This is a genomic window from Streptococcus cristatus, from assembly GCF_008369405.1.
GTDB classification, from domain to species: domain Bacteria; phylum Bacillota; class Bacilli; order Lactobacillales; family Streptococcaceae; genus Streptococcus; species Streptococcus cristatus_G.
The window spans coordinates 225,935-237,680 of sequence record NZ_VSJJ01000001.1 but is presented as its reverse complement, the minus strand read 5'-3'; the positions used below and the strand labels follow the sequence as shown (position 1 = coordinate 237,680).

At 45.3% G+C, this 11,746-nt stretch carries 13 protein-coding genes and 1 pseudogene; all 14 read left to right on the top strand.

The window, feature by feature from the left end; genetic code table 11:
* Positions 1 to 57 precede the first annotated feature (57 nt).
* Positions 58 to 1,623, top strand: a complete 1,566-nt coding sequence (locus FXF62_RS01305; protein ID WP_149517348.1) for a 2-isopropylmalate synthase — start codon at positions 58 to 60, stop codon at positions 1,621 to 1,623.
* A gap of 12 nt (positions 1,624 to 1,635) precedes the next feature.
* Positions 1,636 to 2,673 carry a 3-isopropylmalate dehydrogenase gene (gene leuB, locus FXF62_RS01300; RefSeq protein WP_149517347.1) on the top strand — a complete coding sequence of 346 codons (1,038 nt, stop codon included), beginning with the start codon at positions 1,636 to 1,638 and terminating at the stop codon, positions 2,671 to 2,673.
* Positions 2,670 to 2,936, top strand: coding sequence for a DUF1294 domain-containing protein (locus FXF62_RS01295; protein WP_149517346.1), 267 nt, complete (start codon positions 2,670 to 2,672; stop codon positions 2,934 to 2,936). Before leuB ends, FXF62_RS01295 begins: the two co-directional genes overlap by 4 nt.
* Position 2,937: 1 nt before the next feature.
* Positions 2,938 to 4,320: a 3-isopropylmalate dehydratase large subunit gene (gene leuC, locus FXF62_RS01290; protein WP_149517345.1), complete on the top strand. Its 1,383-nt coding sequence runs from the start codon at positions 2,938 to 2,940 to the stop codon at positions 4,318 to 4,320.
* 9 nt (positions 4,321 to 4,329) lie between these two features.
* The gene (leuD, locus tag FXF62_RS01285; RefSeq protein ID WP_149517344.1) at positions 4,330 to 4,920 is read left to right on the top strand and encodes a 3-isopropylmalate dehydratase small subunit; all 591 of its coding nucleotides are present in this window, start codon (positions 4,330 to 4,332) and stop codon (positions 4,918 to 4,920) included.
* Between the two features lie 99 nt (positions 4,921 to 5,019).
* Positions 5,020 to 5,799 carry an L-threonylcarbamoyladenylate synthase gene (locus FXF62_RS01280; RefSeq protein WP_046165746.1) on the top strand — a complete coding sequence of 260 codons (780 nt, stop codon included), beginning with the start codon at positions 5,020 to 5,022 and terminating at the stop codon, positions 5,797 to 5,799.
* 188 nt (positions 5,800 to 5,987) lie between these two features.
* Entirely contained in the window at positions 5,988 to 6,425 is a 438-nt protein-coding gene (locus FXF62_RS01275) for a MarR family winged helix-turn-helix transcriptional regulator (RefSeq protein WP_149517343.1), read from the top strand.
* Positions 6,426 to 6,428: 3 nt separating this feature from the next.
* Positions 6,429 to 6,755 (top strand): annotated as a pseudogene (locus FXF62_RS01270) (nuclear transport factor 2 family protein); the annotation flags it as partial.
* A 68-nt stretch (positions 6,756 to 6,823) separates the two neighbouring features.
* On the top strand, positions 6,824 to 7,552 hold the full coding sequence (locus tag FXF62_RS01265) for an ABC transporter ATP-binding protein (protein WP_149517342.1): 729 nt from the start codon (positions 6,824 to 6,826) through the stop codon (positions 7,550 to 7,552).
* The gene (locus FXF62_RS01260) at positions 7,545 to 9,065 is read left to right on the top strand and encodes an ABC transporter permease/substrate-binding protein (RefSeq protein WP_149517341.1); all 1,521 of its coding nucleotides are present in this window, start codon (positions 7,545 to 7,547) and stop codon (positions 9,063 to 9,065) included. Before FXF62_RS01265 ends, FXF62_RS01260 begins: the two co-directional genes overlap by 8 nt.
* A gap of 148 nt (positions 9,066 to 9,213) precedes the next feature.
* Entirely contained in the window at positions 9,214 to 9,531 is a 318-nt protein-coding gene (locus FXF62_RS01255) for a TfoX/Sxy family protein (protein ID WP_149517340.1), read from the top strand.
* Positions 9,532 to 9,627: 96 nt separating this feature from the next.
* A complete protein-coding gene (locus FXF62_RS01250) occupies positions 9,628 to 10,293 on the top strand; it encodes a SatD family protein (protein WP_149517339.1) in 666 nt (221 codons plus the stop codon).
* Positions 10,290 to 11,027 carry a DUF3307 domain-containing protein gene (locus FXF62_RS01245; RefSeq protein WP_149517338.1) on the top strand — a complete coding sequence of 246 codons (738 nt, stop codon included), beginning with the start codon at positions 10,290 to 10,292 and terminating at the stop codon, positions 11,025 to 11,027. The genes FXF62_RS01250 and FXF62_RS01245 overlap by 4 nt, the downstream gene beginning before the upstream one ends.
* Positions 11,028 to 11,101: 74 nt before the next feature.
* Positions 11,102 to 11,683 (top strand): GrpB family protein, encoded by a 582-nt coding sequence (locus FXF62_RS01240; protein WP_149517337.1) that lies wholly within the window; start codon positions 11,102 to 11,104, stop codon positions 11,681 to 11,683.
* Positions 11,684 to 11,746 lie beyond the last annotated feature (63 nt).

Genomic DNA, 11,746 nt, shown 5'->3' with positions numbered 1-11,746 from the left:
TTGTATCTCTCATTGATTTTTATAGCTGTTTTAAACGATAAAGAAAGAGGAAAGTCTATGCAAAAAGTTGAGTTTCTAGATACCAGTCTTCGGGATGGTGAGCAGACACCGGGAGTGAATTTTTCTATTAAGGAAAAGGTAGCCATTGCCAAGCAACTAGAAAAATGGGGAATTTCCGCCATTGAGGCTGGTTTTCCAGCTGCTAGTCCAGATTCATTTGCGGCGGTGCAGGAGATTGCCAAAGTCATTACTAGGGCTTCTGTGACTGGTCTGGCGCGTTCGGTTAAATCTGATATTGATGCCTGCTACGAGGCGCTCAAGGATGCCAAGTATCCACAAGTCCATGTTTTCATTGCGACCAGTCCCATTCACAGAGAGTTCAAGCTGAAAAAGTCTAAGGAAGAGATTTTAGAAGCCATTAAGGAGCATGTTTTCTATGCTCGTTCTAAGTTTGAGATTGTTGAGTTTTCACCCGAGGACGCGACACGAACAGAGCTGGACTTCCTCCTTCAAGTTGTCCAGACAGCAGTTGATGCGGGCGCTAGCTACATCAATATTCCAGATACGGTTGGTTTTACCACTCCGGAAGAGTTTGGCAATATCTTCAAGTATCTGATTGACAATGTCCAAACGGATCGTGAGATTATCTACAGTCCTCACTGCCACGATGATTTGGGAATGGCAGTAGCAAACAGCCTGTCTGCGGTCAAATACGGAGCTAGGCGGGTGGAAGGCACGATCAACGGTATTGGCGAGCGTGCTGGTAATGCTGCTCTGGAAGAAGTAGCAGTCGCTTTAGAAATTCGCAAGGACTATTATCAAGTTGAAACGGATATTGTCCTTAATGAAACCATCAACACTTCTGAGCTGGTATCCCGCTTCTCGGGTATTCCGGTGCCTAAGAACAAGGCAGTCGTTGGTGGCAATGCCTTCTCTCATGAGTCCGGTATCCATCAGGATGGTGTCCTTAAGAATCCACTGACCTATGAAATCATCACACCTGAGCTGGTTGGTGTCAAGAGCAATTCACTTCCGCTTGGCAAGCTGTCTGGTCGCCACGCCTTTGTTGAAAAGCTCAAAGAGCTGTCTCTGGACTTTGAAGAATCTGAAATCGATGATCTCTTTGCTAAGTTTAAGGTCTTGGCTGATAAGAAAAATGAAGTTACAGATGCTGACATTCGGGCTCTGATTGCCGGAACGACGGTCGAAAATCCTGAAGGCTTCCACTTTGATGATCTGCAGCTGACGACCAACGACGACCATACCATCACAGCGGATGTGCAGTTGGTTAATGGGGACGGCGAGACGGTCAGCTGTGTGGCGGAAGGTAAAGGAAGTGTCGAAGCTATCTTTAATGCCATCGACCAATTCTTTAACCAGTCTGTTCAGCTTTTGTCTTATAATATTGAAGCGGTGACGGATGGTATCGACTCCCAGGCTCGCGTTTTGGTAGCCGTTGAAAATACGGACACAGATACGATTTTCAACTCCTCTGGTATAGACTTTGATGTTCTTAAGGCCAGCGCCATTGCCTATATCCATGCCAATACCTTTGTGCAAAAGGAAAATGCTGGTGAAATCGGCCACCAGGTATCCTACCGCGATCTGCCGGCAAATAATTAGAAGGAAGCGACTATGACAAAAGAAATTGTAGCTCTGGCGGGTGACGGTATCGGCCCAGAAATCATGGAAGCCGGTCTCCAAGTTTTGGCTGCTGTTGCGGACAAGTTCGGCTTTGCTTATCATATCACGGAGAAGGCTTTTGGAGGTGCTGGGATTGATGCGGAAGGTCATCCTCTGCCTCAGTCAACGTTGGCAGCAGCCAAGGAGGCGGATGCTATTCTCTTGGCAGCTATCGGCAGCCCCCAGTATGATAATGCACCGGTTCGGCCTGAGCAAGGTTTGCTAGCTCTGCGCAAGGAACTTAAGCTCTATGCCAATATCCGTCCGGTTAAGATTTTCGATGCCCTTAAGCATTTGTCGCCTTTGAAAGCTGAAAGAATTGCTGGTGTGGACTTCGTGGTCGTGCGCGAGTTGACAGGTGGGATTTACTTTGGTGAGCATATTTTGAAGGATAAATCTGCGCGTGATATCAACGACTACAGTTATGAAGAGGTGGAGCGGATTGTCCGTAAGTCCTTTGATATTGCGCGTGGTCGCAGAAAGCGCGTGACCAGTATTGACAAGCAAAATGTGCTAGCGACATCCAAACTCTGGCGCAGAGTAGCGGATGAGGTGGCCAAGGATTATCCAGATGTGACCTTAGAGCACCAATTGGTGGACAGCGCAGCTATGCTCATGATTACCAATCCTGCTAAGTTTGATGTCGTAGTAACGGAAAATCTCTTCGGGGATATTCTCTCAGACGAGTCCAGTGTCTTGTCAGGGACGCTGGGAGTTATGCCATCGGCCAGTCATTCGGCTGCTGGGCCAAGTCTTTATGAGCCCATCCATGGTTCGGCTCCCGATATTGCGGGGCAGGGTATTGCCAATCCTATCAGCATGATCCTTTCTGTAGCTATGATGCTGGGGGATAGCTTTGCGGAGCTTGAAGCTGCAGAAGCGATTGAAGCAGCGGTTGAGAAGACTTTGGGTCAGGGTGTCTTAACCCGAGATCTGGGCGGTCAGGCAGGAACAGCTCAAATGACGGAGGCCATTATCAATAACTTATGAAATGGATATTAACAGGTATTTGCCTGCTATGGAACCTTATCGTTTTCCTGCTTTATGGCTGGGATAAGCGAAAGGCTAAGAAAAATCACTACCGCATTCCAGAGAAGACCTTGCTGCTGTCAGCTTTGGCAGCGGGAGGTTTGGGCGCTTTATTAGGCGGTCGCCTCTTTCACCACAAGACCAGAAAATGGTATTTCTGGTTGGCTTGGATGTGCGGAGTAATAGTGGTAATTGGAATTTTGTATTACATATGGAGAATCTAGTATGGCTGGAAAATCAATTTTTGATAAGCTTTGGGAAAGACATGTCATAACAGGCCAAGAAGGCCAGCCCCAGCTGATGTATGTGGATCAGCATTATATTCATGAAGTAACTAGCCCTCAGGCTTTTCAAGGTCTTCGAGATGCAGGGCGCAAGGTTAGACGGCCGGATTTGACCTTTGGAACCTTTGACCATAATGTTCCTACGGTCAATATCTATGATATTCGGGATGTAATTTCCAAGGCTCAGATTGATAAACTTTCTGAGAATGTCAAGGATTTTGGTATTGAGCATGCAGCTCACGGATCGGAACTGCAGGGGATTGTCCATATGGTTGGACCCGAAACGGGCAAGACTCAGCCAGGCAAATTTATCGTCTGCGGTGACAGTCACACGGCCACTCACGGAGCTTTTGGAGCTATTGCTTTTGGAATCGGTACTTCGGAGGTGGAGCACGTTTTTGCCACGCAGTCCATTTGGCAGGTCAAGCCTAAGAAAATGTTGGTCCAATTTACCGGGGTGCCACCGAAAGGCGTCTATTCTAAAGACTTTATCTTAGCTCTGATTGCCCGATATGGTGTGGCTGCAGGTGTCGGTCATGTGGTTGAGTATGCAGGTGATGCGATTGACCATCTGACCATGGAAGAGCGTATGACCATCTGCAATATGTCCATAGAGTTTGGCTCTAAGATGGGCATTATGAACCCCGATCAGAAGACCTACGATTACGTTAAAGGGCGGCCGGGCGCTCCCAAGGATTTTGAGGCGGCGGTAGCTGATTGGAAGACTCTGGTCAGTGATCCTGATGCTGTCTATGATAAGGTCATTGAGATTGATGTCTCCGAGCTGGCACCTATGGTGACTTGGGGGACCAATCCTTCCATGGGAGTTGAGTTCGGCGCGGCTTTCCCAGAAATCCGTGATATGAACGACGAGCGGGCATACAATTACATGGACCTCTCCCCAGGTAAGAAAGCAGAAGATATTGATCTAGGTTATATTTTTATCGGCTCCTGTACCAATGCCAGACTCAGCGATTTGCAGTTGGCAGCTAAGTTTGTCGCTGGCAAGCATATCGCTCCCAATCTGACAGCTATCGTCGTACCAGGCTCTCGTCCGGTCAAGCGGGCTGCTGAAAAGATGGGGCTGGATAAGATTTTTATGGAAGCGGGCTTTGAGTGGCGCGATCCGGGCTGCTCTATGTGTCTGGGAATGAATCCAGATAAGGTGCCGGACGGTGTTCATTGTGCATCGACCAGTAATCGGAACTTTGAGGATCGTCAGGGATTTGGCGCTAAGACCCATCTTTGCAGTCCTGCCATGGCAGCAGCGGCAGCTATTGCCGGGCACTTCGTAGACGTCCGCAAACTACCGGAGGTCCAGTAAGGAAGTTTTATGGAAAAATTTACAATCTACACGGGGACAACGGTTCCCCTCATGAATGACAATATCGATACGGACCAAATCTTGCCTAAGCAGTTTCTCAAGTTAATTGATAAAAAAGGCTTTGGCAAGTACCTCATGTATGCTTGGCGCTATCTGGACAATCGATACACCGAAGATCCTGATTTCGTCTTTAATAGACCGGAGTATCGCAAGGCGACTATTCTGATTACAGGGGACAATTTCGGTGCGGGTTCCTCTCGGGAGCACGCTGCCTGGGCCTTGGCTGACTATGGCTTCAAAGTAGTTATTGCCGGATCTTTCGGGGATATTCACTACAATAACGAGCTTAATAACGGTATGCTGCCGATCGTCCAGCCGCTAGAAGTACGGCAAGCCTTGGCTAATCTGAAGCCAACGGATCAAGTGACGGTGGATTTGGAGCAGCAGAAGATTTTTTCTCCGGTGGGAGAATTCTCCTTTGACATTGATGGAGAGTGGAAGCATAAGCTCCTCAACGGTCTGGATGACATCGGCATTACACTGCAGTATGAGGATTTGATTGCAGAATATGAAAAAAATCGTCCATCTTATTGGCAGTAACCTTATTTTCGCTATATTGAGAAAATTCTGAAAAAACCTTGTCTCCGATAAAAATATATGGTAAAATAAATCTTAATTTAATAGAAAAGGAAGAAACTTATGACAAAACACATTCAATGGAACGGAACTCTTTCACAAGAAGGCTATGACATCCTGAAAGGCGATGGCGGCTGTATCGTTTGCCCGACCAAGGTGGGTTACATCATTATGACTAGTGATAAGGCAGGTTTGGAGCGTAAGTTCGAAGCTAAGGCCCGTAACCGTAATAAGCCAGGTGTTGTCCTCTGTGGTAGTATGGATGAGCTCCGTGCTTTGGCTCAGCTGAATCCGGAAATTGAAGCTTTTTATCAGAAGCATTGGGATGAAGACATCCTCTTGGGCTGTATCCTTCCATGGAAGCCAGAAGCTTTTGAAAATCTCAAAGCTTATGGTGACGGTCGGGAAGAGCTGATGACAGATGTTCGTGGCACTAGCTGTTTTGTTATTAAGTTTGGTAAGGCGGGCGAGCAGCTGGCAGCTAAGCTTTGGGAAGAAGGCAAGATGGTCTATGCTTCCTCAGCCAACCCGTCCGGTAAAGGTAACCGCGGCAAGGTCGAAGGAATTGGCGAGCGCATCGAAAACGCTGTTGACCTCGTCATTGAAGCAGATGACTATGTAGCCTCTATCCAGCCAGATAAGACCATCGAAACTCGTTACGAGCAAGGTGTTATGGTCTCTATGGTTGACAAGGATGGAAAACTGATTCCAGAACAAGGTGGCCAACGTTCCATCTCACCAGCACCAGTAGTTATCCGGAAAGGCTTGGACATTGACAAAATCATGATGCACCTGTCCGATACCTTTAACTCATGGGATTACCGTCAGGGTGAATATTACTAAGATAAAAAGAAGCCCAGTGTGAGAGAGGGATTACCTCTTTACACTGGGCTTTTTAGTTTGGAACTTTAAGTTTAAAATCTTTAGCCAGTTTAAAATTATTTCCAAATAGAACAAAATACTTGACAAATGTAATGGACAGCATTACAATAAGTAGAAAACAATTCGATATAGAAATAAATTGGAGTAGTATGAGAGACAGTCATCTAATAGCCCACCATATTCGTTTGTTGAATGGGCGGATTTTTCAAAAGTTACTGAGCCAAGATCCAGAAGCGCTTTATCGGAGTGAGCAGGGCAAGATTCTCGCCGTTTTATGGAATAGTGAAACGGGTTGCGCTACGGCGACAGATATTGCACTGGTGACGGGATTGGCCAATAATACGCTGACAACTATGCTGAAAAAGCTGGAAGAGCAGGGGTTGGTGACCTTTAGTCAGTGTGGTTTAGACAAGCGAAAAAAATATGTCAAGTTGACAGAGCAAGGTTGGTCACAGAAAGAAGTTGGTCATCGTGTCAGTCAAAAACTGGATGCTATTTTTTATAAAGGCTTCTCAGAGGAAGAAATTCGTCAGTTTGAAAGTTATCAGGAACGTATTTTAGCGAACCTTAAAGAAAAAGAGGGATGAATCTTGTCAAAACAAGTTGAAAATGCACAAAATCTATACATTCACGCCATTCAAGATGGGCGTGTTGCCGAGTCTCAAGCTCAGTCTGTAGGGGATACCTACATTCAACAATCAACAGGTGTGCCAGATGGGAAAGAAGGTTTTGCGGCTTTCTTTGCAAATTTCTTTGAGCGCCATCCCGAGCGTGAGATGAAGATTGTTCGCACCATTGAAGACGGCAACCTAGTCTTCGTTCATGTTCACCAATATCTCAATGGCGGGGAAGCTCAATGGGTGACGACGGATACTTTCCGTGCGGATGAGGATGGATACATCGTGGAGCATTGGGACAATAAAGAAGTCATGCCTAAGGTAGAAGACTTGACCAACTGAGGGAAGTTTTAAATTGAGGATAAACAATGATTGAATACAAAAATGTAGCGCTACGCTATACAGAAAAGGATGTCTTGAGAGATGTCAACTTACAGATTGAGGATGGTGAATTTATGGTTTTGGTGGGTCCTTCTGGGTCCGGTAAGACAACCATGCTCAAGATGATTAACCGTCTTTTGGAACCAACTGATGGAAATATTTACATGGATGGCAAGCGCATCAAAGACTATGATGAGCGTGAGCTGCGCCTTTCTACTGGTTATGTTTTACAGGCTATTGCTCTTTTTCCTAATCTAACAGTGGCTGAAAATATTGCTCTCATTCCTGAGATGAAAGGATGGAGCAAGGCAGAGATTCAGCAGAAGACCGATGAATTGCTGGGGCTAGTAGGCTTGTCTGCTGAAGACTATGCTCAGCGTATGCCGAGCGAGCTGTCTGGTGGTGAGCAGCAGCGGGTGGGCATTGTCCGTGCCATTATCGCCCAACCCAAAATCCTACTGATGGACGAGCCTTTTTCTGCTCTTGATGCCATCTCGCGTAAGCAATTGCAAGGCTTGACCAAGAGTATCCATGACCAGTTTGGAATGACGACAATCTTTGTGACCCATGACACGGATGAGGCTTTAAAGTTGGGGAATCGGATTGCTGTTCTGCAGGATGGGGAGATTCGTCAAGTGGCGACACCTGAGGAAATCCTATCTGCTCCTGCAACCAACTTCGTAGCAGATTTGTTTGGAGGTGTTCAACATGGCTAATTTGTTTTCTACCTTTCAGGATCGCTTTGGCGAATGGTTGGCAGCCTTAGGGCAACATCTCCAGCTGTCTCTTCTGACTTTACTAGTGGCCATATTCCTGACCATTCCGCTTGCTATCTATCTACATAGTCATAAAAAAGTGGCCAATTGGGTGCTGCAAATTGCGGGAATCTTTCAAACCATTCCTTCAATGGCCTTGCTGGGACTCTTTATCCCCCTCATGGGGATTGGTACACTGCCGGCACTGACTGCTCTGGTGATTTACGCTATTTTCCCGATTTTAGAAAATACTGTCACGGCTTTGAATGGGATTGATCCTAGTTTAGAAGAAGCTGGAATCGCCTTTGGGATGACCAAGTGGGAACGACTCAAGAAGTTTGAACTGCCTCTAGCAATGCCCGTCATTGTATCAGGAGTTCGGACGGCAACAGTTATGATTATCGGGACTGCAACTCTAGCAGCCCTTGTCGGAGCTGGTGGACTAGGTTCTTTTATCCTTCTAGGAATTGATCGTCGCAATGCCAGCCTGATCTTGATTGGAGCTATTTCATCCGCAGTTTTGGCCATTCTTTTCAACAGTCTCCTTAAATGGATGGAAAAAGCTAAGCTTCGGACGGTATTTACAGCTTTTGCTGTCTTAATCCTCGGCCTCGGCGCTTCTTACACACCCAGTCTAATTCCCAAGCAGGAGAAGGATCATCTGGTTATTGCTGGGAAATTGGGTCCAGAGCCAGAAATTCTCATGAATATGTATAAACTTCTCATCGAGGAAAATACGGATATGACCGTGACAGTTAAGCCAAACTTTGGGAAGACAGACTTCCTTTATCAAGCACTGAAAAAAGGTGATATTGATATCTATCCTGAGTTTACCGGTACGATTACTGGAACTCTCTTGCAGCCTGCTCCAAAGGTCGGCAATGATGCTGAAGAAGTTTTTGAAGTAGCACGTGATGGAATCAAAAAACAGGACAATCTTGTCTTGCTCAATCACATGGCTTATCAAAATACCTATGCCATCGCAGTACCCAAGAGTATCGCCAAAGAATACAATCTTAAAACCATCTCTGATCTTAAAGCAGTCCAAGACAAGCTAAAAGCGGGCTTTACCCTAGAGTTTAACGACCGTGAAGATGGAAACAAGGGGCTTCAATCTGTCTATGGACTGAATCTCAATGTGTCAACCATGGAGCCAGCCCTTCGCTACCAAGCTATTCAGTCGGGTGATATTCAAATCACGGATGCCTATTCGACTGACGCAGAACTTGCGCGTTATGATTTACAAGTTTTAGAAGACGATAAGCACCTTTTCCCTCCTTATCAAGGGGCGCCTCTCTTGAAAGCTGAACTGCTAGAAAAACACCCTGAGTTGGAAGGTATTCTCAATAAGCTGGCTGGTAAAATTACGGAAAGCCAGATGAGCCAAATGAATTATCAAGCCGGCATTGAGGGTAAAAAAGCAGAAGCTGTCGCGCGTGATTATCTGGTCAAGGAAGGACTTTTGAGAAACTAAGAAATAAAAGTTAGACTCTTAAGGTCTAGCTTTTTTGCTTACTTGAGGAAAGACAGACTACAGATTGAAAGAGATGTGATTATCTTTTAGTCAGGAAATCTTCATCCTTTTTTGGTATAATAAAGTATCAATTCATAGAGGTGTTTCTATGGTATCTAGTCAAGAATATTTGGATTTTATCCTGAAGCAACTGGAGGGCTTAGGCCAAGAAATTGGCTTTGGCAAGATGATGGGAGAGTATTTGCTCTATTATCGAGGTCGCCTATTTGGTGGGATTTATGACAATCGCTTGCTGCTCAAGCCAGTCCAGCCTGCTCTCGATCTTTTGGAAAATCCGATTTATGAGTCTCCTTATCCAGGCGCAAGGCCAATGCTTCATATAAAAGAAGTAGAAGATGCTGCCTTTCTCTGTAGTCTGATTAAAGCTGTCTATCCTGCATTACCAGCACCTAAAAAGAAGAAATAGTCTTTCTGTTCTAATGGATATTTCTAAAATTTTCCGTTCAAATAGACATTTTAAAAATTTTCCGTTATAATGGACTTAAAGGAGGTTTTATCAGCTATGCTTTATATTGCTCTTATTGGAGATTTGATCGAATCCAAACAGCTAAAAAACCGCAAGCAGGCGCAGCAAGAGCTGCAGGAATTAATGGCAGTCTTGAACCAAGATTATCAGGATTATCTGGTGTCGCCTTTTACCATTACGACAGGAGATGAGTTTCAGGCTTTGCTGCGGCCTAATCCTGAAGTTATGCGACTCCTTGATCAGATTTCTCTGAGCTTTCCTCATCCAATTCGCTTTGGCCTTGGTCTGGGGGAGATTGTGACGGATATCAATCGGGAGCAAAGTATTGGTGCGGACGGTCCAGCCTATTGGAGGGCACGCGCAGCTATTAACTCAGTCCACGAAAAAAATGATTATGGTAGCAGTCGCTTGGCTGTATCCTTGGGCGATGAGGAGCTCAGTCAGGCGGTCAATACGGTGTTGGCGGCTGCGTCCTTTATCCAGAGCAAGTGGAATGCTAGCCAGAGAGAGGTGCTGGAGCGGATGCTCATGGAATATATCTATGACGAGAATTTTTCTCACGGGGAAATAGCAGAGCTGTTGCAGATTAGTCCCAGTGCGCTTAGTAAGCGACTCAAGTCGTCTGGACTGAAGATCTATCTGAGAAATCGCCGTTTAGCTATGAAAATGATTTTACAGGCAGCAAAGGAGGCTGAACAATGACAAATTTTATGGGATTTGCAGAATTTTTCATGCAGAATCCGATTCTAGTATTGACTTTGCTGGCTCATGTGCTAGCTGATTTTCAGCTTCAAAGTCAGAAAATGGCCGATCTTAAAAGCCGACGGTTGAATTTTTTGATTCTCCATTCGGGAATCGTTCTACTGCCCTTGTTGTTCTTTGGGCTCATCTTACCTAAGTATCTGCTATTTTTCGCCTTGGTCTGGCTCAGTCATGCGCTTATTGACTTCTTGAAGTATAGACTGAATTCATTGATTGTCCGTCGCCATGCTCAAAAGCCAGCCTTCTTACTGGATCAGCTCTTGCATCTGATGAGCATTTTTGCTCTTTATTTTCTCTTAGGGCAGCAGCAAATTTCTGCTCCTAATTGGCTGTCTGAGCGCTATCTCATGCTGCAGGCTTTCTTTTTCTTCGCCCTTACTGGTAAGCCGGTCAATATCCTCTTTAAACTCTTCTTCAGCAAGTATCAGGCGGGGGAAGACAGCGGAGAGACTATTGCTGGGGCTGGTGCTATGATTGGGATTTTGGAGCGCTTGATTATGGGACTTTCTCTTATTTTCGGGCAGTTTACTGCGATTGGGTTAGTCTTTACTGCTAAGTCTATCGCCCGCTATAATAAGATTTCAGAAAGCCAGTCCTTTGCAGAATACTATTTGATTGGCTCACTATTTAGCATGATTAGTGTCTTACTAGCCTATGGTTTACTTTATTGGTAATAAAAAACGAGACTGGGATAGGATTCCCAGTCTTTACTCTAATTCTCATTTGATACAAGGTAAGGAGAAGGCACATGGCCAAAAACTTAGAAGATATGTCGTTAGAAGAATTATGGCAGTTGTTCCCAATTTTCTTAGAGGAGCACAATAAGGACTGGTCAGCTTGGTATGTGGAGGAAAGCAGAAGAATACAAAGCTTTTTGCCACCAAATCAGTTATTTAAAATGCATCATATCGGTTCCACATCTATTGAGGGGATATGGGCTAAGCCGATTATTGACATTCTTTTAGAAATTCCTCGAAGTGAAGATATGGGGAGCATCAAGATAGAATTGCTAGAGCATGGCTACCTGCTTATGTCAGAGTCAGAAGGGCGCATGTCTTTTAACAAGGGCTACACACTGCAAGGTTTTGCTGAGCGCGTTTTTCACTTGCATCTGCGCTACTATGGGGACCATGATGAACTCTATTTCCGAGACTATCTGAAAGCTCATCCAGATGTCGCTAAGGACTACGAGCAGCTAAAATTGACCTTATGGAAAAAGTACGAGCACAATCGTGATGCCTATACAGGAGCTAAAACTGATTTCATCAGGCAGTACACGCAAAAAGCTCAAAAGCTTTATGAGGGAAGGTATGACGACAAGCTGACCTAACCAGGAAGTCCTGCAAATCCACTATATTTCGTTTTAATTAGAGTAAAGAACTCGGATAGTTGC